The sequence below is a fragment of the Serratia sp. BNK-33-b genome, assembly GCF_048684565.1.
GTDB lineage: Bacteria > Pseudomonadota > Gammaproteobacteria > Enterobacterales > Enterobacteriaceae > Serratia > Serratia marcescens.
In genome coordinates, this window is sequence record NZ_JBLQTZ010000001.1 from 1,293,114 (window position 1) to 1,318,330 (window position 25,217).

A 25,217-nucleotide genomic window follows, 5' to 3' on the forward strand; every position below is an offset into this window, starting at 1 on the left:
CGGCCATCAGACCAGAGGGGAGATTTTCATGATCCACTGCTTAAACGCGAGGATCTTGGGCCACTGCCGTTCGGAAATGGTCGAGATAAAATAGCAGTGCTCGCAGGGCACGGTCATGTCGGTGAACGGAATGATCAGCTCGCCGCTTTTGATCCAGTCCTGCACCAGATTGAGCCGCCCCATGGCGACGCCAAGGTGCCGCGTGGCGGCCAGCACTGCAAGATCGGAACGGTCGAACTCCATGCTTTTACTGTCGGTATCCAGTCCCAGCGCAAAGTGTTGTGACCAGGTTTGCCACTCATCTTCGCCGGAGTTGTAGCGATCGTGCAGCAGCGTACAGTGAGCCAGGTTTTCCGGCGCACCATACAGATTGTGTGCGGCGGCGTACTGCGGCGTGCAGATCGGCACCATCGATTCCTGCATAAAGGCCTCTTCCAGATGCCGCCCCGAGCGCAGTTTGCCGAAGTACATCGCCAGATCCACGCCGCGGTTGGCCAGGTTGATGATTTCCTGCCCGGTCAGAATGTTGAGGTGAATGGTGGGGTGTTGGGCGATAAAGTCGCCGATGCGCGGCAGCAGCAGACATTGCACCAGGGACGGGTGCGAGTAGAGGGTCAAGGTCCCCGTCAACTCGCGATTTTTAATGTCCAGGATTTCCTGATTCAAGGTGTTGAAGGAACTGTCCAGCGCCCATTGCATGCGCTCGCCCTCCGGCGTCAGCGTAATTCGGCGATGAAAGCGTTGGAATAGCAGAAAACCCAATTCCTTTTCGAGCAAATTAATGCGGTGGCTCACGGCGCTGGGGGTGATCGACAATTCTTGCGCCGCCAGCGCAAAAGATAAATGACGGGCGACGCATTCGAAAGTATGCAGCCGGGAAAATTGATAGCTGGTCAGCGGGGTTGCCCGCTGCGAATGTTTTTTACTGGGGAACATGCTATTTCTCCATGCGCATAATACGGCAATATTAACATTTAATGGCGCGGAGGATAAACCCAGATTGATTGATATATTCAGTTTTTACGCTGAGAGATATCGTTATGTTGAAGGGAAATTAACTTGCTTGCATAACAACCGGAAATAACAGGCAGTGGGCGCACTGAGTGAGAGGGTTATGATAATCAGCAATAGGACGAATATAATAAAAAGACGTGCCGTTAAGCAGCGAGTAAAGACGGTGTGCGCAGCCTGAACGATAAAGGCTCATGTTCCCTGCGGGATATAACGTTTTCGCCGCAATAATTTGTCGCATGGCGACACAGAATACGCGTTAATCCCAGCGGCAAACGAGCGGAGGCATCAATCGATAATACTACGCCCCCTCAGGCCGATAGAACTGCGCCCGGTGGTTACCCTCCGGGCGCGACATTCAGGGAAAAGCGGTTTGCTCGCCGGCGCGTATCAACGGCGGCGCAGCAGCAGGCCGGCCAACAAACCTGCGCCGGCAACGAGTGCCAACGCGGCGAGGGGGTTTTTCTTCATCATACCGCCGGCGCAGCTCAGGGCGTCGCCGTATTTTTCTTGCAGCGCGCCCACTGCCTGGCGCGTGACGCCTTCGGCCTGCCAACGTTCGTTACCGCTGACGTCACCTGCGATTTCCTGCGCTTTGCCCGCCACTTTGTCCATCATGCCATTGGCTTTTTCGCTGTTCATTATGATGTGCTCCTAAGGTTCGATCCGTTTGGCGTTCGCACAGAGCGAAAGCCTGCATTTGCACCGCCATGTTATGCACTTCACTTTTGGCCTATAAGGGGCGTTTGCATCTGTTTGGGTAGTGCATTTGCAGGCTACTTGCCGTTCCTGGAGGCCGCTCCGCCGGTAAACAGCCCGCGCTCTCTGGCCCAGACGATGGCTTCGCTGCGGCTGTGCACGCCGAGTTTGGAATAGACCGTCGCGACATGATTGCGGATGGTGTTGAGCGCCAGATTGAGGCGCGCCGCGATTTTCTTGTCCGGCAGCCCCTCGCAAATCAATTCCAGCACATCGCGCTCGCGTGGCGTGAGATCGCTGGCGGTGAATCCAGCCTGGTCGGGCCGGTTGATGCTTTTCACGTTGGCCAGTTTTTCGATCAGGGTTTGGCTGAACCAGGAGGCGTCCTGCATCACTTCTTCGATGGCGCTTACCAGCTCCAGCTCCGAGCGTTTGCGTTCGGTAATGTCCATGAGCACCAGCAGATAACAGGGCGCATTGTGGATGCTGACGGCATCCGCCGAGGCCACACAGTCAATCGACTCGCTCCCCTTCTTGCGCACCCGGATGTCCAGCCCTTCGACGTTGCCGCTTTTTTCCAGGGCGGCAAACAAACGGCGGCTCGCCTCCGGATCGTCAATAAACGGGATCTCTCCGACCGTCTTGCCGATCAAGTCTTCGGCGGCGTACTCGGTGGCGCGGGTGAAGGCTTCGTTGACATCCAGCACGCGCCGTTCGTGCGCGGTACATAACAACGTCGGCACCGGGCTCAGGCGAAATGCCTTGGCGAACCGCTCTTCACTTTCTCGCAGCGCCGATTCCGCCTGGCGTCGGGGTTCGAGATCGGTAAACGTGAACAGCATGCAGTCGTCTTCATTGATATCCAGCGGTTGGCCGGCAACCACCACCAGCTTGCTTCCTCCGCCGGGCAGTTTCAGCTCGGCCTCCATCTGCGGGATGGTGGCGCCTTCCCCCAGGCGCTGCACCGCCAGCTCTTTGTGCTCCGCCTGTTCCAAAACGTCGAGTTCATAAACCGAACGCCCCATGACCTGTTCACGCTGATAACCCGTCATATCAAGGAACCCCTGGTTGACCTTGACGTAGCGCAGGTCGCTGAGCCGACAAATGACCGCCGGCGCCGGATTGGCGTTGAAGGTTTTTTCAAAACGCTGTTCGGCGCTGGCCCACTCCGTCGCGTCGCTCAGGATCAGCGCCAGCAGCTCCGGCTGCCCCTGCGCATCGGTGATAATCAGGCTCCGCAGGCGGTGCACCCAGAAGCTGTCCGGATCGTCGACCTGCCGAACCTCCACCACCACATCGGTGAAGGTTTCGCCTTCGGCAACCCGGTTCAGCGGGTACTGTTCCAAAACCAGCGGATGATTGTTGCGATAGCGCAGGGCAAAACGCGCCGCGTACTCGCCGGCATCGGCCCCCAGAGCTTTCTGATGACTCACGCCATGCATGGCCAACGCGGCCTCGTTGGCCCATAGCAAGGTTTGATCGGTATCCGTCAGGATCACGCCGTCGGACAAGCCGGAGATGATTTGCTGCAGGTGGCCGCGGTGGGTTTCGCTGGCCAAAACGGATTGGCTCATGTGTTCTCCGCTAGACAGAAGGGGGACGGCCGCTTAAGGGGGCCGCGGGTTACGCTACTCGCTGAGCAGCTTAGTGCATAACGTGCGTATTCGCAGGGTGTGAATGCACTAGGCATTCTGATGCAAATGAACCGGGACGGCCGACAACGCCACGCGGCAGACTGAATTTGTCTGCGCGGTTATCCGCCGTGCGTGCAATCACTTGTCCAGAAAATATAAGGAACAACGATGACCACTGTCTATGAATCAAATCGCTTAGCGTTTCAGGTGTCATGGGGCTCGATATTGGCCGGGAGTGCCGTGGCGCTGGTGACTTATCTGACCTTCAGCGTGCTGGGCACGGCTATTGGCGCTCAGGCCGTGGATATGATGCAACAGGGCAACCCGCTGAGCGGCTTTGGCACCGGCACCGGGATCTGGCTGCTGGTTTCAACGTTGGCATCGCTGGCCGCAGGCGCGTTCGTCGCCGGCCGCGCCGCACCGAATCGCGGTGGCTTGCATGGTTTGCTGAGCTGGGCGATCACCACCTTGCTGACCACCTGGCTGATGGTTTCATTGGCGAGCGGCGTGGTGGGGCTGGCGGGCAGCGCGGTGGGCAAAGGGCTTTCGCTGGCGGGCAGCGGCCTGGCGGCGGCGGCGCCAAACGTGGGCGAAGGCCTCAAGCAGCAGCTGGATAAAAAGGGCATCAGCCTTGACTGGGGAAGCCTGGAAAATCAGTTGAACGCCACGCTCAAGCAGACCGGCAAACCGGAACTGGATCCATCTCGGTTAGAACAGAAGGCCGATAGAGCGACCGCCGATGGCAAACAATCGGCCATGGACGCGGCTGCCGATCCGGCGCAGGCCGCCTCTGAGCTTAAGCAGTGGTTCGACCGCGTCAAGCAGTCCGGTGAGCCGACGTTGAGCGCGGCCGACAAGGATGCGTTGGTGAATATCGTTGCGGCGCGCACCGGCAAGAGCCGCGATGAAGCGAGCCAAATCGTCGATAACTACGCTCAGGCTTACCAGCAGGCGGTGCAGAAAGTGGAAAAACTCAAGGCCGAGGCCGAACAGAAAGCGCGTGAAGCGGCCGATGAAGCGGCCAAACAGCTGTCTCGCGCCGCGTGGGGGTCGTTGTTGGTGCTGCTGTTGGGCGCTGCGTTGAGCGCCGGCGTGGGGCGGATTGCCGAATCAACCCGCCGCACTGTCGCGCGGTAAGTTGAGATGAAAAAAAATCTGTCGTGCATCTCGCTGAATTATCGAAAAGTAGCGGGGGCCTCAGCTCCCGTGCTCGTCATCGATTTCTGCAACGAGAACAACGAGCGTTATACCCTGCGCTACAACCTGCCGCCGGATACTCCGGAGCGCACCGAGCGGCGGGTGTCTTTGCTGCTGTACCTGTTGCGCAAGCACAGGTCCGCAGAGATCGACAACCTGGCTGATTAATCAGGCCGTTAATGAAAAGCCCTGCCTCGCGAGCCGGGCTTTTTGTTTGCGGCCGCCGGCCGTTCTGACAACAAGGCGCGGGCGAGTCGGCTCGGTATTTTGCCGGGGGAGATATGGGCGATTCATGGGCGTAGACAGGGTTCCCAATGGGCGCGGTTTGTAAAATAGGGCATCGAGCAAGGTTTGTTAAGATATCCGTTTTCTCTGCGCAGGAACGATAAAAAAGAAACGCGCTATTGCGACGCGAGATTATAGAGACCGATGTTCAGCCTTGAGCTTATCCCTCCCGTCTTCTTTGACTGCTGGCCATACTTTTATATCTCTTCCGCAGTACGTTTTATCGGCGGGCCAAGCATATAAAATGCGTTTTCATTTGTGATGATGAAATTCCTATTCGGCCATGAAATCTGGCTGTAAAAAACACTTTAAGGTAAAACAATTAGCAAAAAGTGTGATTCTACCTGGTGTGGCAAGTGCATCTTTGATGAGTGCACTTTACGCGAGTTGATTTTGTTTTATGGGTTTCTTGCGGAGAGATTTATATAACATGATCATTTTCAGTTATTTATGCGATAGTTTTTCCTATGCCGAAAAAAATGAATTGACAGGCTGGTTTTTTTTAGGATTAATCTTAATGACTTGGTTTGGTTGGTTAACGATTTTAATAAAAAGGACGCGAATCTTATAAAAGCAAGGAGCACATATGGATTACAGAAAAGATATTCTTTTGCAGGTATTGGAATATATGGAAAAGAATATTGTCGAGGGGCTGTCAGTTGAAAAGGTTTCCATTATCTCAGGTTACTCTAAATGGCATTTGCAACGGCTGTTTAAGCATTATTTTGGTATAACGCTAGGGACTTATATAAGAAATAGAAAACTGAGTCGCTCTGCTATTCTGCTCAAACAGCACCAAGGGAACATATTGGATGTCGCCCTGGCATCCGGGTTTGCCTCACAACAATGTTACACGCGGGCATTCAAACGTTTCTTTGGCGAAACGCCCAACAGCTTTAGAAACAGCCGGGGGTGGGATTTTTCCACGCAGATCCCCCCGTATGGCAACGATAAGAAACCCTATTTCTACCACACGGTCATGCCGGATGACATTGAGATGTTAAAGCATTACAAATCGCTGATTTTTCATTCTATAAGAAAATTCAGAGATGCCGGCGACATTGCCCAGACCAATGAAAAATGGTTAAGCAAGCAGCGGGGGGCATGTAATGTGGAAAAGAAAAGGAGTAATAAATGGCATTCCAACAGCAAGGGGCAAGAGGTTTTCCATTCCATTTTTAACTTCTATATCCCTATGGGTAAATATATTGTCATTCCCTTTGCGGGGGAGTTGTCAGAATATATTGACTTTTTCGATGTAATGTATGACGCTTATCTGCCAGCTATCAATGTCAAAATGCGGGAGAGCTTTTTTATAGAGTTATACAGGCAAGAGGATCTAAATGGGAAGGTTGTCAATGTCGATATACTTATTCCTGTGACATAGTGATGAGGCAAGAAAACATCATGAATAGAGAAAAACCTCTCGACTCGATTAATAAGCGGCCTCAAGCTCGCTTTATGCTATCTTCTATATTGTCTGCACCTGGCCGAACAATCGTTGCCGGCTTAGGCCGGCCGGGCATTCAATTAACTGCGGTGTTAATTTTTCTCATGTTTTCAGGAAATGCGATGGCCAATAATCGGGAACATCAGCAAATAGCGTTAGTCGGTACCTGGACCCATATTCCGGATGCGCCTGCGGTGCAGAAACCGGCAAGACCCAGCGAAGGGCTCTATCGCCTGACGGTTAATGGCGACGGCACGTTAACGCTGCTCGACGTGGTTAAAATGAACAGCCCATCGTGGATCGTAAAATCTCGCGATGGCCGTTTCGCCTATGCCACCAATGAGGAGAACGCGGGAACGGTGACCGCCTTGGCAATAGACGACGCTGGCAGCGTGCGGGTGCTGAATACGGTGAACAGTGCGGGCCAGCAGCCGACGCACGCCACCCTCAGTCCGGATGGCAAGTTTCTGTTTGTCGCCAACTACTCCGTCGCCAAAGGCGGCGCGGGGATGACGGTATTGCCAATTGGCAGTGACGGCAAACTGGGTGAACGGGTGCAGCATTATCCGTTTATATCAGGTTCTGGCGTCGTGCAGGGGCGCCAGGAAGGGGGCCATGCGCACTCAACCACCTTCAGCCGCGATGGTAAATATCTGTATGTGGCGGATCTCGGCGGGGACAAGCTGCACGCCTATCGCTATCGCTCGGATAGCGCACAGCCGTTACAGGCGGATGCATCGCGCGATGTCAGCTTTGCGCCAGGCGCCGGCCCAAGGCACATGGTGTTCTCGCCGAAAGGCGAGTATGCCTATGTCATCACCGAAATGGCGGGTGAAATCGAGGCGTTTACCGTCAGTGACCATCGATTGACGCTACAAGGAAAAGTGAAACTGAACGGCGGGCAGGATTCCGCGGAGGCGAAAAGCGGCGGAGCCATTATCCTCAGCCCGAGCGGGAGATATCTTATTGCCACCAATCGCGGTGCCGATAACCATTTGCTGGTATTAAAAATTGGTGGGGATGGGCTGCCAGGGGAGACGACGCGCTATGAGGCCGGCGGCATTGAGCCGCGTGCGCTCGCTTTCGATGCCACCGGCAACCATCTTTATGTCACGAACGTGTTCACCAATACCGTTACGCTGTTCGATTTCGATGATGAGACGGGCGAGTTGAAGGCCAAAGGTGAGGCGGCGACGATTTCTACGCCGACGGATATCAAGTTTTTTAATTGATGCCAATTATAACGCGCGGAGGAAATCGGGTCTGAGGCGTGGAGAAGGGGGATTGCGGGTGCTGATGATGGGGAATGGCTTGATAATAAATAATGGTGTCCCCGACTGGAATCGAACCAGTAACTAGCCCTTAGGAGGGGCTTGTTATATCCGTTTAACTACGGGGACGCTGCGGGCTGGCAACCGAAGCTGCCGAGGCATTATACCTTTTTTTACCCGCAGAATAAGCGCTTAGCGGCGCGTTTGCTCAATACCTCGCCAGTTAGCGCCGAAATTTCCTCGCCTAACCGACGGCGATCACGGTTTTTCCCCGCCGTGGCGCCGTTTTTCCTGTTGCTGACGCGCCGCCCGTTTTTGGGCGCTCAAATCGTTGCGGATCTGCGCATGGCTTATCAACGCAAAGATAAAGGTGCCGCCGATGATGTTGCCCGCCAGCGTCGGCAGGGCGAACGGATAGACGAATTCCTGCCACCCAATCGCGCCGTTGAACACCAGATAGAGGATCTCTACCGAACCGACCACGATATGGGTCAGATCGCAAATCGCCACCAGGTAGGTCATCAGCACGATCACCCAGATTTTCGCTCCGCCGGCGGCCGGGATCATCCATACCATGGTGGCGATGATCCAGCCGGCCAGGATGCCGTTGGCGAACATTTCTCCCGGCGTATGGCGCATCACCTCTTCGCCCAGGCTGATGAAGGCGCCGCGCGTTTCGGCGTCGAACAGCGGCATATGGGTAAACGCCAGCGCCGCCAGCCCGGTGCCGATCAGGTTGCCGAGCAGCACCACGCCCCACAGGCGCAGCAGGATCAGCAGGTTGCGCGGCGTGGGTTTGTGCATGATGGGCAATACCGCCGTGACGGTGTTTTCGGTAAACAGCTGCTGGCGCGCCATAATGACAATGATAAAACCGAAGGTGTAGCCGAGGTTCTCGATGAAAAAGCGGCTGGGATCGTCCGGCAAGCGGGCGTGGAAAATGCCTTTCGCCGCCAGCGAGGCGCCCATCGACAGCCCGGCGGCGATCGCCGACCACAGCAATGCCAGCCCGTCGCGCTCCAGCTCCTTTTCGCCTTCCATCCGGATCTGTTCATGCACCGCCGCCGCGCGCGACGGCAGATTCTCTTCCCTGACTTCGATTTCGCGCTTGCCCTGTTCCTGTTCTTCGCTCTCTACCCGCATCGTCTCATCCTGCTCGTGCTCCTGGCGTTGCTGTTCGTTCATGCTGTCGCTCCTGCTCAATAAGGGTGAGGTCACGTCATTAAGCGTAGTTGCCCGGCCTAAATGCGGCGAAATACAGAAAAAGGTAACAAGAGTTAAAATCCGCCGCTTTTTTCCGCGCATTCTTGATCCTGCTCGCCATATTGGCCCCTCGGCGCGCCCCCCGCGGGCTGCGTGTGGGGAAAGGCTTATGCTATGATTCGCTATCCCAAAGAAAAATATGAGTTCCCCGATGCTGGAAGCCAAAAGTCTGAGTTGCGTGCGTGATGAACGCATCCTGTTTAGCGAGCTAAGCTTTTCAGTTCAGCCGGGCGATATCATTCAGGTAGAGGGGCCGAACGGCGCGGGCAAGACCAGTTTGCTGCGCATCCTCGCCGGTCTGGCGCGGCCGGACGGCGGTGAGGTGTGCTGGCGCGGGCGTGACACGCTGCGCGCTCGCGCGGATTACCAGCAAGATTTGCTGTTTATCGGCCATCAACCGGGCATAAAAGCCGTATTGACACCCTTCGAAAACCTGCAGTTTTATCAGGCGGTGCGCGGCGCGGTCGAGCATCAGGCTATCTGGCGCGCGCTGGAGCAGGTGGGGTTGGTGGGCTACGAAGATCTGCCGGTGGCGCAGCTTTCCGCCGGGCAGCAGCGGCGCGTGGCGTTGGCGCGCCTGTGGCTCAGCGCGGCGCCGCTGTGGATCCTCGATGAGCCGCTAACGGCGATCGATAAACAGGGCGTGGCCGAGTTGATTAGCCTTTTTGAGCAACATGCGCAGCGGGGCGGCATGGTATTGTTGACCACCCATCAGGATTTGGCCGGCGTCAGCCAAACGGTGGGCAAAATTCGTTTGGCGGAACACGACGCGGGGAGTTTGTGATGTTTTTGACCCTGGTGCGTCGCGAACTGAAAATCGCCTGCCGTAAAGGTTCGGAGATCGTCAACCCGCTGTGGTTTTTCCTGATTGTGATCACGCTGTTCCCGTTGGGGATTGGCCCGGAGCCGCAGTTGCTGGCGCGCATTGCGCCGGGCATCGTATGGGTGGCGGCGCTGTTGGCCTCGCTGCTGTCGCTGGAGCGGCTGTTTCGCGACGATTTTCTCGATGGCTCGCTGGAGCAACTGTTGCTGCTGCCGACGCCGCTGCCGATGACGGTGCTGGGCAAAGTGTGTGCTCACTGGGTCGTGACGGGATTGCCGCTGCTGATCCTGTCGCCGCTGGTGGCGCTGCTGTTGTCGCTTGATATGCAAACCTGGCTGGCGGTGGCGGGTACGCTGCTGCTCGGCACGCCGACGCTGAGCCTGATCGGCGCTATCGGCGTGGGGCTGACCGTCGGCCTGCGCAAAGGGGGCGTGCTGCTCAGCCTGCTGGTGCTGCCGCTGTATATCCCGGTGCTGATCTTCGCCACCGGCGCGATCGACGCCGCCGCGATGGGCATGCCGATCGACGGTTACCTAGCGATACTCGGCGCGATGCTGGCGGGCAGCGTGACATTGGCGCCGTTTGCTGCCGCAGCGGCGCTGCGAGTGAGCGTGCACTAGCTAACAAATTGAATGAACAGACGGGGCAAGGCCGGCAAGAGCGTACCCCGCAGAAGATTTTCGCCGTTTCGAACGCTCGAGGCGGCCGACGCATAAAAATTACCGTGAGCACTGACGACAATGTGGAAATGGTTACATCAACTGGCGCGGCCTGAACGGCTGTATCATGTCTGCGGCCGCTTTATCCCCTGGCTGGGGCTGGCGGCGGCGGCCTGCCTGCTGCTTGGCTGGGCATGGGGCTTTGGCTTCGCGCCGAAGGATTATCAGCAGGGCGACAGCTTCCGCATCATTTATATTCACGTGCCGGCGGCCATGTGGTCGATGGGCATCTATGCCTCGATGGCGGTGGCGGCGTTTATCGGCCTGGTGTGGCAGATGAAAATGTCCGATACCGTGGTGGCGGCGATGGCGCCGATCGGCGCGGTGTTCACCTTTATCGCGCTGGTGACCGGCTCCGCCTGGGGCAAGCCGATGTGGGGCACCTGGTGGGTATGGGATGCGCGGCTGACCTCCGAGCTGGTGCTGCTGTTCCTTTATATGGGCGTCATCGCGCTGTATAACGCTTTCGAAGACCGCCGCCTGGCGGGCCGGGCCGCCGGCATTCTGGTGCTGGTGGGCGTGGTGAACATTCCGATCATCCATTTCTCCGTCGAATGGTGGAACACGCTGCATCAGGGCTCGACCAACATGCAGCAATCCATCGCGCCCAGCATGCGCACCCCGCTGCGCTGGGCGATCCTCGGCTACCTGCTGTTGTTCGTCACGCTGACGCTGATGCGCCTGCGCAATCTGATTCTGTTCCAGGAGCGCCAGCGCCCGTGGGTCGCCGGGCTGGTGAACAAGGAGCGTCAGTCATGAATGCCGCATTCGATTCCTGGCCGGCGTTTTTCGCCATGGGCGGTTATGCCTTCTATGTCTGGCTGGCGGTCGCCGCCACGCTGATTTCGCTGTTGGGGCTGGTGGCGCACACCGTCTGGCAGCGGCGGCAGTTGCTCGCCGAGATCGGCCGCCGTCAGGCGCGCGAGCGGCGCATTCGCCATGCGCAACAATCAAAACAAAAATCCGCCGCACCGCGGGAGAAATCATTGTGAATCCACGTCGTAAAAGCCGCCTTTATCTGGCGATCGTTGTGCTGATCGGTATTGCGCTGACCGCGACCCTGATGCTGTACGCGTTGCGCTCCAACATCGATCTGTTCTATACCCCGGGTGAGATCCTGCAGGGCAAGGGCGAAAATCATGAGAAGCCCGAGGTCGGCCAACGGCTGCGCATCGGCGGCATGGTGATGCCGGGCTCGGTGAAACGCGATCCCAATACGCTGCAGGTCAGCTTCAAGATTTACGACGCGCGCGGCGCGATCGGCGTGACCTACACCGGCATTCTGCCGGATCTGTTCCGCGAAGGGCAGGGCGTGGTGGCGCAGGGCGTGCTGGGCGAGGGCAACGTGGTCAACGCGCGCGAAGTGCTGGCCAAGCACGACGAGAAATATACGCCGCCGGAAGTGGCCGACGCGATGCAAGAGAATCACAAAGGGCCGGCGGAAGCGTATAACGCGCCGCAGGCGGAGGGCGCCAAGTCATGATGCCGGAACTGGGCAGTTTTCTGCTGTGCCTGGCGCTGGCGATCGCGCTGCTGCTGAGCATTTACCCGCAGTGGGGCGCGGCGCGGCAGGACAGCCGCATGATGGCGGTGGCCCGCCCGCTGACCTACGGCATGTTCGCGGCGATTGCGCTGGCGTTCCTGTGCCTGGTGCATGCCTTCGTGGTCAATGACTTTACCGTCGCCTACGTGGCCACCAACTCCAATACCCAACTGCCGGTGTATTACCGCATCGCCGCCACCTGGGGGGCGCACGAAGGTTCGCTGCTGCTGTGGGTGCTGCTGCTGAGCTGCTGGTCGCTGGCGGTGGCGTTGTGCAGCCGGGCGATGCCGCAGGACGCGGTGGCGCGGGTGCTGTCGGTGATGGGCATGATCACCGCCGGCTTCCTGCTGTTCATCATCATGACCTCCAACCCGTTCACCCGCACGTTGCCTAACTTCCCGATCGACGGCAGCGATCTCAACCCGCTGCTGCAGGATATCGGCCTGATCTTCCACCCGCCGCTGCTGTACATGGGCTATGTCGGCTTCTCGGTCGCCTTCGCGTTCGCCATCGCCTCGCTGATGGCCGGCCGGCTCGACACCGCCTGGTCGCGCTGGTCGCGCCCGTGGACCACCGCCGCCTGGGTGTTCCTCACGCTGGGCATCGTGCTCGGATCGGCCTGGGCCTACTATGAGCTGGGCTGGGGCGGCTGGTGGTTCTGGGATCCGGTGGAGAACGCTTCCTTTATGCCGTGGCTGGCCGGCACCGCGCTGATGCATTCGCTGGCGGTGACCGAGAAACGCGGCACGTTCAAAGCCTGGACGGTATTGCTGGCGATCACCGCTTTCTCGCTGTGCCTGCTGGGCACCTTCCTGGTGCGCTCCGGCGTGCTGGTCTCGGTGCACTCCTTCGCCTCCGATCCGGCGCGCGGCATGTTTATTCTCGCCTATCTGGTGATCGTCATCGGCGGTTCGCTGCTGCTGTACGCGGTCAAGGGCGGCCAGGTGCGCAGCCGGGTGCAGCACGAGACTTTCTCGCGCGAGACCTTCCTGCTGGGCAATAACGTGTTGCTGATCGCCGCCATGCTGGTGGTGCTATTGGGCACGCTGCTGCCGCTGGTGCACAAACAGTTGGGGCTGGGCAGCATTTCGATCGGCGAGCCGTTCTTCAACACCATGTTCACCTGGCTGATGGCGCCGTTGGCGCTGCTGTTGGGCATCGGGCCGCTGGTGCGCTGGCGCCGCGATGAGCCGCGCAAGCTGTGGCGCCGCCTCGGCGTGGCGCTGCTGGTGACGCTGGTGCTGTCGATTCTGCTGCCGTGGCTGCTGCAGGACAGCATCGCCGGCATGACGGTGGTGGGCCTGATCATGGCGCTGTGGGTGATCATCCTGACGCTGATGGAGCTGCATGAGCGCGCCACCCACCGCCACGGTTTCTGGCGCGGTCTGCGGCAGCTGTCTCGCAGCCATTGGGGCATGGTGCTCGGCCACCTCGGCGTGGCGGTGACGGTGATCGGCATCGCCTTCAGCCAGAACTACAGCGTGGAGCGCGACGTGCGGATGAAGGCCGGCGACAGCGTGGATATCCACAATTATCACTTCGTGTTCCGCGACGTGCACGACATTCGCGGCCCGAACTACAGCGGCGGCGTCGGCATTATCGACGTGACGCGCAACGGCAAGCCGGAGGCGACGCTGCATGCGGAGAAACGCTACTACAGCGTGGCGCGTAGTATGATGACCGAGGCGGCGATCGACGGCGGGTTCAGCCGCGATCTGTACGCGGCGCTGGGCGAGGAGCTGGAAGACGGATCTTGGGCGGTGCGTCTGTATTACAAACCCTTCGTGCGCTGGATCTGGTTCGGCGGCGTCTTTATGGCGATCGGCGGCCTGCTGTGCATTCTCGACCCGCGTTATCGCATGAGCAAAAAGCTCAAGCGCGAAGGCAAGCTGGAGGCGCAATCATGAAGCGTAAGCTGCTGTTTATCCCATTGATACTTTTCCTGCTGTTGGTGGCGGCCCTGATGGTGCAGCTGACGCGCAACGCGGGCGGCGAAGATCCGACCATGCTGGAGTCGGCGCTGATCGGCAAACCGGTGCCGACCTTCAAGCTGGAATCGCTGGATCAGCCCGGCAAAACCTACGATCAGGCGGTGCTGCGCGACGGCAAGCCGATCTTGCTCAACGTCTGGGCCACCTGGTGCCCGACCTGCCGCGCGGAACATCAGTATCTCAATACGCTGGCGGCGCGCGGCGTACGGGTGGTCGGCCTGAACTATAAAGACGATCGCGCCAAGGCGGTGGCCTGGCTGAATTCCCTGGGCAATCCCTATGCGCTCAGCCTGTACGACGGCGACGGCATGCTGGGGTTGGATCTCGGGGTGTACGGCGCGCCTGAGACCTTTCTTATCGACGGCCAGGGGATCATTCGCTATCGCCACGCCGGCGACATGAATGAGCGCGTCTGGCAGCAGGAAGTGCTGCCGCTGTATAAAAAGTACGGGGGTGAGGCATGAGGTTGATTGTTCTGCTGTGCGCCGCGCTGCTGAGCTGGAGCGCCGCCGCGGCGATCGATACCTATCGCTTCAACTCCGTCGAGCAGGAGCAGCAGTATCGCGAGTTGACCGAACAGCTGCGCTGCCCGAAATGCCAGAACAACAGCATTGCCGATTCCAACGCCATTATCGCCGCCGACATGCGCACCAAAGTGTACGAGCTGATGATGCAGGGGCAAAGCAAGCAGCAGATCATCGATTACATGGTGGCGCGTTATGGCAACTTCGTCACCTACGAGCCGCCGGTAACGCCGGCGACGCTGATCTTGTGGATCGGCCCGCTGCTGTTCGTATTGATCGGCGGGGCGGTGGTGATCCTGCGCACCCGTCGCAAGCCCGAGGCGGCGGTGGACGATGCATTCTCCGAACGGGAACGGCAGCGCCTGGCGGCGCTGTTGCAAGAGACTGACAGGAAGAAACCCTAATGGTTTTTTGGCTGATTATTTGCGTGTTGCTGGCCGGCGCCGCCGCGTTGCTGGTGGTGCCGGCGATGCGCCACGGCAAGCAGAGCGCCGCCACGCGCGATGCGTTGAACAAGGCGTTTTATCAGGATCGCCTCAGCGAGTTGGAGCAGGATGAGCTGCAGGGCGTGGTAGCCGAGCGTCCGGAACTGGTCAAAGAGTTGCAACAGAACCTGTTGAACGACATCCCGGCCGAGCAGATGGCGCAGGCGAAACCGATCAACCGCTGGGCGCTGGTGCCGGGCGTGCTGTTATTGCTGGCGGTGACCGTTGGCTTTTATCTGAAAACCGGCGGGCTGGCGCAGGTGCTGGACTGGCGCATGGTGCAGGCGCAAATGCCGGAATTGCGCGAGCGCGTCGCCAATGAGCGCGCCAAACCGCTGAGCATGGAAGAGATTGCCCGTCTCGGGCTGGGGCTGCGCACCGCGCTGCAGCAGGACGATCGCAATATCAACGACTGGATGATGCTGGGGCGCGTCGGCATGGCGTTGAACAATGCCACTACCGCCACGCAGGCCTTTGCTCATGCTTATCAATTGGATCCGAATAGTCTGGAAGTGCGGCTCGGCTATGCCGAGGTCTTGACGCGATCCAACGATCCGGAGGATAACAAGCAGGCGACGCAGCTGTTGCGGCGCATGATCGCGGAAAACCACAGCGATCCGCGGGTGCTGAGCCTGCTGGCGTTCAATGCCTTCGAACAGGGCGATTTCAAACAGGCGATCGGCGCCTGGCAAGTGATGCTGCAGCTGCTGCCGGCTAACGATCCGCGCGCGGAAGTGATAAAGCGCAGTATTGCACAAGCAAAAGCCCAGGCCGGCGGAGAAACTGTTAAACTGAATGTGACTGTTTCACTGTCACCGCAGGCGGCGAAAGCCATGCCGCCGCAGGGGACGCTGGTTATCTCGGTGACCGACGGCGTCAGCCCGGTGCCGGTCGCGGTAAAACAATTGCCGTTGAGCCGTTTTCCGCTGTCTTTCTCTCTGGACGACAGCAACGCCATGATGCCCGAGCGTCTACTCTCGGCACAGCATCAGGTGCAGGTGCGTGTGCGCCTCTCACAGGACGGATTGGCCACGCCGCAGCCGGGGGACTGGTTCGGCGAAAGCTCGCTGCAGACATTCAGCGGTAAAGAGCAGGTTAGCGTTCAGATAAACAAGCAGGTCCCTGAAAAATAAGACCGAACGTGTTTTTATGGAGAAAAATATGAACTTTCGCCTGACTGGGGTGGCATTCGCAGCGGCATTACTGGTGGGCTGTGCCAGCGCGCCAGACAATGAGCCGCAAGGGCGTTCCGATCCTCTGGAAGGATTTAACCGGACGATGTTCGACTTCAACTACAACGTCCTGGATCCTTATATTCTGCGTCCGGTAGCGGTGGCCTGGCGCGACTACGTGCCGATGCCGGCGCGTAACGGCATCAGCAACTTCACCTCCAACCTGGAAGAGCCGGCCAGCATGGTCAACGCCTTCCTCAAGGGCGATCCCTACCGCGGGATGATCCACTTCAACCGTTTCTTCCTGAACACCCTGCTTGGGATGGGCGGTCTGATCGACGTGGCCGGCATGGCCAACCCGAAACTGGCGCGCGAAGAACCGAACCGCTTCGGCAGTACGCTGGGCCATTACGATGTGGGTTACGGCCCGTACGTGATGTTGCCGGGCTACGGCAGCTTCACGCTGCGTGACGAAGGCGGCGACTTTGCGGATACGCTGTATCCGATGCTGAGCTACCTGACCTTCTGGATGTCGGCGGGCAAATGGGTGGTCGAGGGTATCGAAACCCGCGCTCAACTGCTGGATTCCGACGGCCTGCTGCGCAACTCTTCCGATCCTTATGTCATGGTGCGCGAGGCTTACTTCCAGCGCCACGATTTCATCGCCAACGGCGGCTCGCTCAAGCCGGAAGAGAACCCGAACGCCAAGGCGATTCAGGGCGAACTGGACGAGATCGACTCGCAGTAATCCCGGGCATTATGCCAATGAAAACCCGCCGTCAGGCGGGTTTTTTTTATGCCGGCGGCAAGCGGCAGGCAAAGAAAAAGCGCCCCAGGGGGCGCTTTGGCATCCATCTCAGGCGAGATTAGAAGCGGTAGTTGAAGTTGGCGCCGTACAGCCAGGCTTTACCCACCGAGTTGAAGGTGTAAGGGCCTTCGTTGATGGTGACTTTCTGGCCGTGCATGTAGGACACGCCGACATCAACCGAGGCGTCTTTGTTGAACGCATAGGTAGTACCGGCACTCAGCCAGAAACGGTCCTGATCGGGAATGGAGATCGAACGGTTTTGGGCGGGCACCGGGCTGTCATCGAAGGCGATACCGGTCCGGAAGGTCCAGTTGTCGTCGTAGAAGTAGGTGGTGCCCAGCGCGATACGGTAGGCATCGCGGAAGCCTTCATGCTTCTCGAACAGGGTCTGGCCGTTGTTGCCGGTGGCTCTCAGCTCCTGGAACTGGCTCCAGCTGGTGTAAGCCAGGCTGTAGTGGATAGCCCACTGCGGCGCCACTTTGTTGTAACCGGACAGCTCCCACATTTCCGGCAGGTTCAGATCCAGAGAGCCCGGAATGGTGCTGCCGTTGGTGCCCAAAGGCAGGCCGAGGGAACCCAGAATTGGGTTATAGGCCGATGGCAGGCTGCTCTTGTAATCGCCGTCAAACTTGATTTTCACTTCGGAGCGATAGGTGAAGCCGTAACGGTTGTTTTCGTCCACTTCGTACAGAATGCCGGCGTTCCAGCCGTAACCCCATTTATCGCCTTTCAGATGCGAAATCTGGGTATCAGCCGGGATCTGTGATACCGGACCGGCCAGCTGCGGCGGTAATTGGCCGGAACCTGCGATCAGTTTCGGCAATTCACCGGCGTAGCGTTCCAGTTTGGCTTTGGCGTACACCGCATCGAAGCCCAGACCGAAGCTGAAGTGTTGATTCAGACGGTAGGCGCCGCTCAGGTTGAGGTTAACGGTAGTCAGATCGGTCTTACCGCCGTAAGCGCCGGCGGTATAACCGTCGTTGAATTCGGTCGCCAAACCGAAGTTGCTGGTGACCGAGCCGCCTACGGCGAACTGATCGTTAATCGGGTGAACATAATGCAGGTTCGGCACCCAGGCGACAGGGGCGATATTTTTGGAGTCCAGGCTGGCGCCGGAAGGCGATTTGCCGGTGATGTCAACGTCCGGGTCGATGAAGACTGCGCCGATGGACAGCTCGGGACGGGTATACATCATCAACAACGCCGGGTTGCGGCTTGCGGAAGCCGCCGTATCCGCCATGGCGCCTTCGCCAGAATACGAACGTCCTAAACCAGCTGATGAGAACTCATTCAGCTGGAATCCTGCGGCAGACACGTTTGAAGAAATAATTGCCACTGCAGCTGCGAGAGCTGATTTAGTCAATAGGTTTTTCTGGCTCATGACCAAAACCTCATTATGTGTTTATTATTTAAACTATTGTTACACGAAGTAACAAGGAGCGCGGGATTGTAGGGTCCGTTATCGTTCAGACAAATCAGACCAGTGGCTGAAGTATAGGTCTGACCTGTGAAATTGTTGCAAGTTTGTTTTTGAAATATTTCCAACCTGATATCAAAAAAGAGATCTGCTTAACAAAAAGACAGCGGTAAATAACAAAATTCTTACCGTTCCTTAGCAGACGCTCATTTTTATTTGTGATTTCCATCACTTAAAACACCCAGTAAAAGTAAGTGCTAGTGATTGCCGGCGTGGAAGCGTAAAATACCCGCAGAATTTTGTGGCTTTGTGCCGGTGAGTGAAACGGCAATTTGGGCTGATAACAGAGGCCCTTGAGGAGAACCAATCATGTCAGATGCAATTAATAAATGCAGCGCCCAGGAAACCGCCGCGTGTTGCTGCGTGGATGTCGGCACCGTGATGGATAACACCGATTGCACCGCGTCCTACAGCCAGGTGTTCGGTAATCAACAAGATGCGGAGGCGATGCTGGCGGCCCTGAGCGAAAAGGCGCGCGCGGTCGAGTCCGATCCTTGTGACATCAGCAGTAGCATTAAACCGGTTGACGGCGGCGTGCAGTTGGAGGCCGATTTCACCTTCGCCTGCCAGGCGGAAACCCTGATCTTCCAGCTCGGCCTGCGTTAATCCCCGCTTTACCCCCGGCGCCGCCTGCTGCGCGCCGGGGATTTCCTTCTCCGCCTCGTTCCCCATAGAAAGTGCGCCTGCTCGCAGTTTTGATCTCTGCCGGTTTGCCAAATGTAACCGTTTGGTTAACAATGACCTCATCAGGTCAGACCTCTTTCTGCCCATTGCGCTGACGTTATTTTCTTCAGGAGCATTTATGAGTAAGGCACTGCCGTTGGTGACCCGTCATGGTGACCGCATTGCGATTGTGAATGGATTGCGTACCCCCTTTGCCAAACAGGCGACTGCCTATCACGGCATTCCGGCGGTGGATTTAGGGAAAACGGCGGTGAGCGAGCTATTGGCGCGCAGCGGCATCGATCCAAAACTGATCGAACAGCTGGTGTTCGGCCAGGTGGTGCAAATGCCCGAGGCGCCGAACATCGCGCGTGAAATCGTGCTTGGCACCGGTATGAGCGTTCATACCGACGCTTACAGCGTGTCGCGCACCTGCGCCACCAGCTTCCAGGCGATCGCCAACGTGGCGGAGAGCATCATGGCCGGCAGCATCAGCGTCGGCATCGCCGGTGGGGCAGACTCTTCTTCCGTCTTGCCGATCGGGGTCAGCAAGGCGTTGGCGCGCACGCTGGTGGACGTCAACAAGGCGCGCACGCTGTCGCAGCGTCTCAAACTGTTCAGCCGGCTGAAATTCCGCGATCTGATGCCGGTGCCGCCGGCGGTAGCGGAGTATTCCACCGGTCTACGCATGGGCGATACCGCTGAGCAGATGGCGAAAAGCCACGGCATCACCCGCGAAGCGCAGGATGCGCTGGCGCACCGTTCCCACGAACTGGCGGCCAGAGCCTGGCGTGAGGGGTGGCTGCGCGATGAGGTGATGACGGCCTACGTGCCGCCTTACCGCGCGCAGCTTTCCGAAGACAACAATATCCGCAAAGACTCCAGCCTGGCTTCCTACGCCAAGCTGAAACCGGCGTTCGATCGCAAGCATGGCAGCGTCACCGCGGCCAACAGCACGCCGTTGACCGACGGCGCGGCGGCGGTATTGATGATGAGCGAATCGCGCGCCAAAGCGCTGGGGCTGCAGCCGCTCGGCTATCTGCGCAGTTTCGCCTTCGCCGCCATCGACGTGTGGGAAGACATGCTGCTGGGGCCTTCTTACGCCACGCCGCTGGCGCTGGATCGCGCCGGCATCGGTCTGGCCGATCTGACGCTCATCGACATGCATGAAGCTTTCGCCGCGCAAACGCTGGCTAACCTGAAGATGTTCGCCAGCGAAGCGTTCGCCCGCGAGAAGCTTGGCCGCAGCCAGGCGATCGGCGAGGTGGACATGGACAAATTCAACGTCTTGGGCGGTTCCATCGCCTATGGCCACCCGTTCGCCGCCACCGGCGCGCGCATGATCACCCAGACGCTGCGCGAGCTGAAACGCCGCGGCGGCGGGTTGGGCCTGACCACCGCCTGCGCCGCCGGCGGGTTAGGCGCCGCGATGATCGTGGAGGTGGAATAATGAGTGCCGAAAACGCATTGCACGAACAGCGGGCCAAACCGTCGGCCTTTCAGCTGACGATTCGCCCCGACAATATCGGCGTGATCACCATCGACGTGCCGGGCGACAAGGTCAATACACTCAAGGCCGAGTTCGTCGAACAGGTGAATGACGTGCTGATCCGGGCGCAGCAGCATACCGCGCTGGAAGGGCTGGTGATCGTTTCCGGCAAGCCGGACTCGTTTATCGCCGGCGCCGACATCACCATGATCGCCGCCTGCACCAGCGCCAAAGAGGCGGAAACGCTGGCCAAGAAAGGGCAGAGCACGCTGGCGCAGATCGCCGCGTTCCCGGTGCCGGTGGTGGCCGCTATCCACGGCGCCTGCCTTGGCGGCGGCCTGGAGTTGGCGCTGGCCTGCCACGGCCGCGTCTGTTCGCTGGATGACAAAACCGCGCTCGGTCTGCCGGAAGTGCAGCTGGGCCTGCTGCCGGGCTCTGGCGGCACTCAGCGCCTGCCGCGCCTGATCGGCGCCGCCAAGGCGCTGGACATGATCCTGACCGGCAAGCACATTCGCGCCCGCCAGGCGCTGCGCATGGGGCTGGTGGACGACGCCGTGCCGCAGTCGATCCTGTTGCAGACCGCCATCGAGCGGGTGAAACAGGGCTGGAAGCATCAGCGCGAGCTGCCGTGGCAGGATCGCCTGCTCAATGGCCCGCTGGGCAGAAATCTGTTGTTCAGCATCGTGCGCAAAAAAACGCTGGCGAAAACCCACGGCAACTACCCGGCGGCGGAGCGCATTATTCAGGTGGTGCGCACCGGGCTGGATCACGGCAGCGCCAGCGGTTATGAGGCCGAAGCGCGCGCCTTTGGCGAGCTGGCGATGACGCCTCAGTCGGCGGCGTTGCGCAGCCTGTTCTTCGCCTCCACCGCGCTGAAAAAAGAGCGGGGCGGCAATGCCAAGCCGCATGCCCTGCATCGCGTCGGCATTCTCGGCGGCGGCCTGATGGGCGGCGGCATCGCCTGTGTCACCGCCACGCGCGGCGGTTTGCCGGTTCGCATCAAAGACATCAATGAAACCGGCATCAATCACGCGCTGAAATACAGCTGGGATGTGCTCGGCAAACGGGTACGCAGCAAGCGCATGCGCCCGGCGGAGCGGCAAAAACAGATGATGCTGATCTCCGGCTCTACCGATTACACCGGCTTTGAGCAGGCGGATATCGTGGTCGAGGCGGTGTTTGAGGATCTGGCGCTGAAACAGCAGATGGTGGCCGAGGTCGAAGCAAACTGCGCGCCGCATACCGTGTTCGCCTCCAACACCTCTTCGCTGCCTATCGGCCACATCGCCGAAAAGGCGCAGCGGCCGCAGCAGGTGATTGGTCTGCACTACTTCAGCCCGGTGGATAAAATGCCGCTGGTGGAAGTGATCCCGCACGCCGGCACCAGCGAAGAGACCATCGCCACCACCGTGGCGCTGGCGCACAAGCAGGGCAAGACCGCCATCGTGGTGGGCGACAGCGCCGGTTTTTACGTCAACCGCATCCTGGCGCCGTACATCAACGAAGCGGCGCGCTGCCTGCTGGAAGGCGAGCCGATGGAGTCGCTGGACAAGGCGCTGGTGGACTTCGGTTTCCCGGTCGGCCCGATTACCCTGCTGGATGAAGTGGGCATCGACGTTGGCACCAAAATCATTCCCGTGCTGGTCGAGGCGCTGGGGCCGCGTTTCGCCGCGCCGGCTGCGTTCGATGCGGTGCTGAAGGACGGGCGTAAAGGGCGCAAGAACGGCCGCGGCTTCTATCTCTACCCGAGCGAAGGGCAGCAGCGGCAGCGGCGTAAACGTGCGGATACCTCATTGTATACGTTGCTCGGCGTCACGCCGAAGTCGCACATGCTGCCGGCGACCGTCGCCCAGCGCTGCGTGATGATGATGCTGAACGAAGCGGCGCGCTGCCTGGATGAAGGCGTGATCCGCAGCGCGCGCGACGGCGATATCGGTGCGGTGTTCGGCATCGGCTTCCCGCCGTTCCTCGGCGGCCCGTTCCGCTATATGGACGAGCTCGGCGCCGAAAAAGTGGTGAAAACGTTGGAATACCTGCGCCAGCAGCACGGCGAGCACTTTGCGCCGTGCGAACGCTTGCAGCGCATGGCGCAGCAGGGCGAGCGTTTTTACCCGCAGGGGAGCTGAACGCAGGACGGCCCGATTTGCACTATAGTTGCAACAGGGTCGCGTTGTGATCGCCATCACTCCTTGCAACAGCGTCAGCCGGTGAGGCTGTACAGCAAGGCGCAGGCAGCGGTAAGTTAGCTTGACCGTCATCAATAAATTTCATGGCGGCAAGGTTAAAATTTAACCCGTTGAATTGATTGTTCTGTGAGCAATCGAGGTTTGCCAGGGGAGGGTTGCTGTAAAAAACAGCATTTTCTTTAGGCAAACTTTCAGGCAAAATGCCCGGCCGCCATAAAGAGACGGCGCGTTATCGTTTTAAAGCTTTGGCTTTGGGTTGGAAAACTCGGCGGTACAGCACGCACGGCGTTTCTGTATAGCGTTACTTTGTCAACAACAGCGGTGCAATATGCAAGTTTTGATTATGCGTCACGGAGAGGCGGCGCTCGAGGCAGCTAGCGATGCGGTAAGGCCCCTTACCCTGTGTGGCCGCGACGAGTCCCGTCAGATGGCGGCCTGGTTGAACACCAAGTCTGTGGATATTGAACGCGTGCTGGTCAGCCCCTATCTGCGGGCCGAACAGACGCTGGCGACGGTGCGTGAAGCCTTGACGCTGCCGGAGGGCGAAGAAGTGCTGCCCGAGCTGACGCCGGGCGGCAACGCCGAACAGGTTGGCAGCTATCTTCAGGCGCTTGCGATGCAAGGGGTGAGCTCGGTGCTGATCGTGTCGCACCTGCCGCTGGTGGGGTATCTGGTGGCTGAACTGTGCCCGGGCGAGTGCCCGCCGATGTTCGCGACCTCGGCGATTGCCAACGTCGATCTGCCGGCCGACGGCAGCTACGGCAAGTTTGAATGGCAGGTCAGCCCGTCGCAGGTGATGGCCAAAGTGTGAACCGCGGATGCGGTGCGGAATAAACTCAGGGCGATGTCTGACATCGCCCTGAGTCGTTTTTGCAGGAACTACTCGGCCAGTTCCACCAACAGCAGGATGGCGGCGTTGCCGCCCCATTCCTTCGGCGCCTGGTGGAACGCCAGCACGTCGGGATGTTGCGCCAGCCACAGCGGCGTTTGCTGTTTGAGGATGTGCTTGCCGTGCCCGTGCATCACGCAGGCGCAGTGCACGTGCTCGCGTTTGCAGGCGGCGATCAGCGCCCCCAGCTCCTGCTTGGCCTGCAGCTGGGTCAGGCCGTGCAAATCAAGAAACAGTTCCGGCGAATAATCGCCGCGTCGCAGCTTCTTCAGCTCATACGGGCTGCTGCCGGGGCGCACGTAGCGCGTCGGGCCTTCCTCTTCCAACTGCGGCTGGTATTCATCTGAAAAATAATAGCTGGCATCGACCTGCTCCTGCAGCAATCGCTGCGGCGCAATCTGTTTGACCTTGGGCTTCGACGGGCGGTGGACGATGGTGTCCTGGCGCAGCTTTTTCGCGCCCGCCACCGACTCTCTGAAGAGCTGTTGTTCGTCTTTGCTCAGAGGGGGCTTGTTCTTCATGCTTCATTCACCGGAAATCGTTTATTTCGCTAGTTTACCTTGTGAATGAGCGCTGTCGACGCAAAACTCGGGCCAGAGTGAAAAGCGCGAGGGGCAAGCGTGATTTGTCGCGGGCTTCATGGCAAACTATGCGGCTAAATCATGAAACACAGCGCCTGCCGGAGGGCAAATTGGACAAAATTTTCGTCGACGAAGCAGTGAACGAACTGCACACCATTCAAGATATGCTGCGCTGGACGGTAAGCCGCTTCAACGCCGCCAATATCTATTATGGTCACGGAACCGATAATCCGTGGGACGAAGCGGTGCAATTGGTGCTGCCAAGCCTGTTCCTGCCGTTGGACATTCCGGAGGATATGCACACCGCCCGTCTGACTTCCAGCGAGCGCCATCGCATCGTTGAGCGCGTGATCCGCCGCGTCAACGAACGCATCCCGGTCGCTTACCTGACCAACAAGGCCTGGTTCTGCGGCATGGAATTCTACGTCGACGAGCGCGTGCTGGTGCCGCGTTCGCCGATCGGCGAGCTGATCAACGATCGTTTCAGCGCGCTGATCCCGCACCCGCCGCGCCATATCCTCGACATGTGCACCGGCAGCGGCTGCATCGCCATCGCCTGCGGCTACGCTTTCCCGGAAGCGGAAGTGGACGCGGTGGACATCTCCAGCGAAGTGCTGGCGGTAACCGAGCGCAATATTCAGGCGCACGGCGTCGAACATCAGGTGATCCCGATCCGTTCCGATCTGTTCCGCGATGTTCCCGCGATCCAGTACGATCTGATCGTCACCAACCCGCCGTACGTCGATGCGGAAGACATGTCGGATCTGCCGCAGGAGTTCCGCTTTGAGCCGGAACTGGGCCTGGCGGCGGGCAGCGATGGCCTGAAGCTGGTGCGCCGCATCCTGGCCTGCGCGCCGGACTACCTGACCGACGACGGCGTGCTGATTTGTGAAGTGGGCAACAGCATGGTACATCTGATGGAACAATATCCGGACATTCCGTTCACCTGGCTGGAGTTCGAAAACGGCGGCGACGGCGTGTTCATGCTGACCAAACAGCAGTTGGTGGATTGCAAGGAACACTTCAGCCTCTATCGCAGCTAAGCCGCATTTCCAAG

25 protein-coding genes and 1 tRNA gene are annotated in these 25,217 nt (G+C 59.0%); 19 read left to right on the forward strand and 7 right to left on the reverse strand.

Going from position 1 to position 25,217, the window contains the following annotated elements; translation table 11 throughout:
- Window positions 1-6: 6 nt before the first annotated feature.
- The 3 genes from dsdC to ACMGGK_RS06100 all read right to left on the reverse strand — a co-directional run bounded on the left by dsdC (window position 7) and on the right by ACMGGK_RS06100 (window position 3,284).
- On the reverse strand, window positions 7-936 hold the full coding sequence (gene dsdC / locus ACMGGK_RS06090; protein ID WP_151254455.1) for a DNA-binding transcriptional regulator DsdC: 930 nt from the start codon (window positions 934-936) through the stop codon (window positions 7-9).
- A gap of 465 nt (window positions 937-1,401) precedes the next feature.
- Window positions 1,402-1,653, reverse strand: a complete 252-nt coding sequence (locus tag ACMGGK_RS06095; protein ID WP_016926832.1) for a CsbD family protein — start codon at window positions 1,651-1,653, stop codon at window positions 1,402-1,404.
- Between the two features lie 134 nt (window positions 1,654-1,787).
- Window positions 1,788-3,284, reverse strand: coding sequence for a helix-turn-helix transcriptional regulator (locus ACMGGK_RS06100; protein WP_151254454.1), 1,497 nt, complete (start codon window positions 3,282-3,284; stop codon window positions 1,788-1,790).
- Window positions 3,285-3,512: 228 nt separating this feature from the next.
- Here ACMGGK_RS06100 and ACMGGK_RS06105 point away from each other — a divergent pair, with 228 nt between their 5' ends.
- From ACMGGK_RS06105 to ACMGGK_RS06120, 4 genes are all read left to right on the forward strand, one after another.
- Complete coding sequence (locus ACMGGK_RS06105; protein ID WP_028127757.1) at window positions 3,513-4,481, forward strand: DUF4013 domain-containing protein; 969 nt, start codon at window positions 3,513-3,515, stop codon at window positions 4,479-4,481.
- Window positions 4,482-4,487: 6 nt separating this feature from the next.
- Window positions 4,488-4,709 (forward strand): hypothetical protein, encoded by a 222-nt coding sequence (locus ACMGGK_RS06110; RefSeq protein WP_004936288.1) that lies wholly within the window; start codon window positions 4,488-4,490, stop codon window positions 4,707-4,709.
- Window positions 4,710-5,412: 703 nt separating this feature from the next.
- Window positions 5,413-6,213, forward strand: a complete 801-nt coding sequence (locus tag ACMGGK_RS06115; protein WP_420276756.1) for a helix-turn-helix domain-containing protein — start codon at window positions 5,413-5,415, stop codon at window positions 6,211-6,213.
- A gap of 20 nt (window positions 6,214-6,233) precedes the next feature.
- Complete coding sequence (locus tag ACMGGK_RS06120) at window positions 6,234-7,508, forward strand: lactonase family protein (protein ID WP_228009737.1); 1,275 nt, start codon at window positions 6,234-6,236, stop codon at window positions 7,506-7,508.
- Window positions 7,509-7,601: 93 nt separating this feature from the next.
- Here ACMGGK_RS06120 and ACMGGK_RS06125 read toward each other — a convergent pair.
- A tRNA-Arg gene (locus ACMGGK_RS06125) sits at window positions 7,602-7,676 on the reverse strand.
- Between the two features lie 129 nt (window positions 7,677-7,805).
- On the reverse strand, window positions 7,806-8,732 hold the full coding sequence (locus tag ACMGGK_RS06130) for a formate/nitrite transporter family protein (protein WP_049300086.1): 927 nt from the start codon (window positions 8,730-8,732) through the stop codon (window positions 7,806-7,808).
- A gap of 229 nt (window positions 8,733-8,961) precedes the next feature.
- Between ACMGGK_RS06130 and ccmA the strand changes: the two genes are divergently transcribed.
- The 10 genes from ccmA to mlaA all read left to right on the forward strand — a co-directional run bounded on the left by ccmA (window position 8,962) and on the right by mlaA (window position 16,815).
- On the forward strand, window positions 8,962-9,594 hold the full coding sequence (ccmA, locus tag ACMGGK_RS06135) for a cytochrome c biogenesis heme-transporting ATPase CcmA (protein ID WP_048795088.1): 633 nt from the start codon (window positions 8,962-8,964) through the stop codon (window positions 9,592-9,594).
- The gene (gene ccmB, locus ACMGGK_RS06140; protein WP_016926839.1) at window positions 9,594-10,253 is read left to right on the forward strand and encodes a heme exporter protein CcmB; all 660 of its coding nucleotides are present in this window, start codon (window positions 9,594-9,596) and stop codon (window positions 10,251-10,253) included. Before ccmA ends, ccmB begins: the two co-directional genes overlap by 1 nt.
- 120 nt (window positions 10,254-10,373) lie before the next feature.
- The gene (locus ACMGGK_RS06145) at window positions 10,374-11,111 is read left to right on the forward strand and encodes a heme ABC transporter permease (protein WP_004936270.1); all 738 of its coding nucleotides are present in this window, start codon (window positions 10,374-10,376) and stop codon (window positions 11,109-11,111) included.
- Window positions 11,108-11,344, forward strand: a complete 237-nt coding sequence (ccmD, locus tag ACMGGK_RS06150) for a heme exporter protein CcmD (RefSeq protein ID WP_016926840.1) — start codon at window positions 11,108-11,110, stop codon at window positions 11,342-11,344. Before ACMGGK_RS06145 ends, ccmD begins: the two co-directional genes overlap by 4 nt.
- Window positions 11,341-11,835 carry a cytochrome c maturation protein CcmE gene (gene ccmE, locus ACMGGK_RS06155; RefSeq protein ID WP_197758878.1) on the forward strand — a complete coding sequence of 165 codons (495 nt, stop codon included), beginning with the start codon at window positions 11,341-11,343 and terminating at the stop codon, window positions 11,833-11,835. Before ccmD ends, ccmE begins: the two co-directional genes overlap by 4 nt.
- Window positions 11,832-13,802: a heme lyase CcmF/NrfE family subunit gene (locus ACMGGK_RS06160; RefSeq protein ID WP_420276757.1), complete on the forward strand. Its 1,971-nt coding sequence runs from the start codon at window positions 11,832-11,834 to the stop codon at window positions 13,800-13,802. The genes ccmE and ACMGGK_RS06160 overlap by 4 nt, the downstream gene beginning before the upstream one ends.
- A complete protein-coding gene (locus tag ACMGGK_RS06165) occupies window positions 13,799-14,350 on the forward strand; it encodes a DsbE family thiol:disulfide interchange protein (protein WP_016926842.1) in 552 nt (183 codons plus the stop codon). Before ACMGGK_RS06160 ends, ACMGGK_RS06165 begins: the two co-directional genes overlap by 4 nt.
- Window positions 14,347-14,814: a cytochrome c-type biogenesis protein gene (locus ACMGGK_RS06170; RefSeq protein ID WP_049300083.1), complete on the forward strand. Its 468-nt coding sequence runs from the start codon at window positions 14,347-14,349 to the stop codon at window positions 14,812-14,814. The genes ACMGGK_RS06165 and ACMGGK_RS06170 overlap by 4 nt, the downstream gene beginning before the upstream one ends.
- A complete protein-coding gene (ccmI, locus tag ACMGGK_RS06175) occupies window positions 14,814-16,028 on the forward strand; it encodes a c-type cytochrome biogenesis protein CcmI (RefSeq protein WP_420276758.1) in 1,215 nt (404 codons plus the stop codon). Before ACMGGK_RS06170 ends, ccmI begins: the two co-directional genes overlap by 1 nt.
- 28 nt (window positions 16,029-16,056) lie before the next feature.
- Window positions 16,057-16,815 (forward strand): phospholipid-binding lipoprotein MlaA, encoded by a 759-nt coding sequence (mlaA, locus tag ACMGGK_RS06180; protein WP_033639746.1) that lies wholly within the window; start codon window positions 16,057-16,059, stop codon window positions 16,813-16,815.
- A 118-nt stretch (window positions 16,816-16,933) separates the two neighbouring features.
- On the opposite strand, the gene fadL is transcribed toward mlaA, so the two are convergent.
- A complete protein-coding gene (gene fadL, locus ACMGGK_RS06185) occupies window positions 16,934-18,256 on the reverse strand; it encodes a long-chain fatty acid transporter FadL (RefSeq protein WP_033634181.1) in 1,323 nt (440 codons plus the stop codon).
- 405 nt (window positions 18,257-18,661) lie between these two features.
- Between fadL and ACMGGK_RS06190 the strand changes: the two genes are divergently transcribed.
- The 4 genes from ACMGGK_RS06190 (at window position 18,662) to sixA (ending at window position 23,501) form a co-directional block, all read left to right on the forward strand.
- Window positions 18,662-18,958: a YfcZ/YiiS family protein gene (locus ACMGGK_RS06190; protein ID WP_072270911.1), complete on the forward strand. Its 297-nt coding sequence runs from the start codon at window positions 18,662-18,664 to the stop codon at window positions 18,956-18,958.
- 196 nt (window positions 18,959-19,154) lie between these two features.
- Window positions 19,155-20,465, forward strand: a complete 1,311-nt coding sequence (gene fadI / locus ACMGGK_RS06195) for an acetyl-CoA C-acyltransferase FadI (protein WP_420276759.1) — start codon at window positions 19,155-19,157, stop codon at window positions 20,463-20,465.
- On the forward strand, window positions 20,465-22,630 hold the full coding sequence (gene fadJ, locus ACMGGK_RS06200) for a fatty acid oxidation complex subunit alpha FadJ (RefSeq protein WP_016926849.1): 2,166 nt from the start codon (window positions 20,465-20,467) through the stop codon (window positions 22,628-22,630). The genes fadI and fadJ overlap by 1 nt, the downstream gene beginning before the upstream one ends.
- Window positions 22,631-23,018: 388 nt before the next feature.
- Entirely contained in the window at window positions 23,019-23,501 is a 483-nt protein-coding gene (gene sixA / locus ACMGGK_RS06205) for a phosphohistidine phosphatase SixA (protein ID WP_004936230.1), read from the forward strand.
- 68 nt (window positions 23,502-23,569) lie between these two features.
- Here the strand turns inward: sixA and smrB are convergent, their stop codons facing one another.
- Window positions 23,570-24,100, reverse strand: a complete 531-nt coding sequence (gene smrB / locus ACMGGK_RS06210) for an endonuclease SmrB (protein ID WP_420276760.1) — start codon at window positions 24,098-24,100, stop codon at window positions 23,570-23,572.
- A gap of 170 nt (window positions 24,101-24,270) precedes the next feature.
- Here smrB and prmB point away from each other — a divergent pair, with 170 nt between their 5' ends.
- The gene (gene prmB / locus ACMGGK_RS06215; protein WP_028127753.1) at window positions 24,271-25,203 is read left to right on the forward strand and encodes a 50S ribosomal protein L3 N(5)-glutamine methyltransferase; all 933 of its coding nucleotides are present in this window, start codon (window positions 24,271-24,273) and stop codon (window positions 25,201-25,203) included.
- The last annotated feature ends 14 nt before the right edge of the window (window positions 25,204-25,217 follow it).

Bases quoted from the DNA above. Each gene is read 5' to 3' on its own strand.
- dsdC (WP_151254455.1), bottom strand. From the start codon at position 936: ATGTTCCCCAGTAAAAAACATTCGCAGCGGGCAACCCCGCTGACCAGC.
- ACMGGK_RS06095 (WP_016926832.1), bottom strand. From the start codon at position 1,653: ATGAACAGCGAAAAAGCCAATGGCATGATGGACAAAGTGGCGGGCAAA.
- ACMGGK_RS06100 (WP_151254454.1), bottom strand. From the start codon at position 3,284: ATGAGCCAATCCGTTTTGGCCAGCGAAACCCACCGCGGCCACCTGCAG.
- ACMGGK_RS06105 (WP_028127757.1), top strand. From the start codon at position 3,513: ATGACCACTGTCTATGAATCAAATCGCTTAGCGTTTCAGGTGTCATGG.
- ACMGGK_RS06110 (WP_004936288.1), top strand. From the start codon at position 4,488: ATGAAAAAAAATCTGTCGTGCATCTCGCTGAATTATCGAAAAGTAGCG.
- ACMGGK_RS06115 (WP_420276756.1), top strand. From the start codon at position 5,413: ATGGATTACAGAAAAGATATTCTTTTGCAGGTATTGGAATATATGGAA.
- ACMGGK_RS06120 (WP_228009737.1), top strand. From the start codon at position 6,234: ATGAATAGAGAAAAACCTCTCGACTCGATTAATAAGCGGCCTCAAGCT.
- ACMGGK_RS06130 (WP_049300086.1), bottom strand. From the start codon at position 8,732: ATGAACGAACAGCAACGCCAGGAGCACGAGCAGGATGAGACGATGCGG.
- ccmA (WP_048795088.1), top strand. From the start codon at position 8,962: ATGCTGGAAGCCAAAAGTCTGAGTTGCGTGCGTGATGAACGCATCCTG.
- ccmB (WP_016926839.1), top strand. From the start codon at position 9,594: ATGTTTTTGACCCTGGTGCGTCGCGAACTGAAAATCGCCTGCCGTAAA.
- ACMGGK_RS06145 (WP_004936270.1), top strand. From the start codon at position 10,374: ATGTGGAAATGGTTACATCAACTGGCGCGGCCTGAACGGCTGTATCAT.
- ccmD (WP_016926840.1), top strand. From the start codon at position 11,108: ATGAATGCCGCATTCGATTCCTGGCCGGCGTTTTTCGCCATGGGCGGT.
- ACMGGK_RS06160 (WP_420276757.1), top strand. From the start codon at position 11,832: ATGATGCCGGAACTGGGCAGTTTTCTGCTGTGCCTGGCGCTGGCGATC.
- ACMGGK_RS06165 (WP_016926842.1), top strand. From the start codon at position 13,799: ATGAAGCGTAAGCTGCTGTTTATCCCATTGATACTTTTCCTGCTGTTG.
- ACMGGK_RS06170 (WP_049300083.1), top strand. From the start codon at position 14,347: ATGAGGTTGATTGTTCTGCTGTGCGCCGCGCTGCTGAGCTGGAGCGCC.
- ccmI (WP_420276758.1), top strand. From the start codon at position 14,814: ATGGTTTTTTGGCTGATTATTTGCGTGTTGCTGGCCGGCGCCGCCGCG.
- mlaA (WP_033639746.1), top strand. From the start codon at position 16,057: ATGAACTTTCGCCTGACTGGGGTGGCATTCGCAGCGGCATTACTGGTG.
- fadL (WP_033634181.1), bottom strand. From the start codon at position 18,256: ATGAGCCAGAAAAACCTATTGACTAAATCAGCTCTCGCAGCTGCAGTG.
- ACMGGK_RS06190 (WP_072270911.1), top strand. From the start codon at position 18,662: ATGTCAGATGCAATTAATAAATGCAGCGCCCAGGAAACCGCCGCGTGT.
- fadI (WP_420276759.1), top strand. From the start codon at position 19,155: ATGAGTAAGGCACTGCCGTTGGTGACCCGTCATGGTGACCGCATTGCG.
- fadJ (WP_016926849.1), top strand. From the start codon at position 20,465: ATGAGTGCCGAAAACGCATTGCACGAACAGCGGGCCAAACCGTCGGCC.
- sixA (WP_004936230.1), top strand. From the start codon at position 23,019: ATGCAAGTTTTGATTATGCGTCACGGAGAGGCGGCGCTCGAGGCAGCT.
- smrB (WP_420276760.1), bottom strand. From the start codon at position 24,100: ATGAAGAACAAGCCCCCTCTGAGCAAAGACGAACAACAGCTCTTCAGA.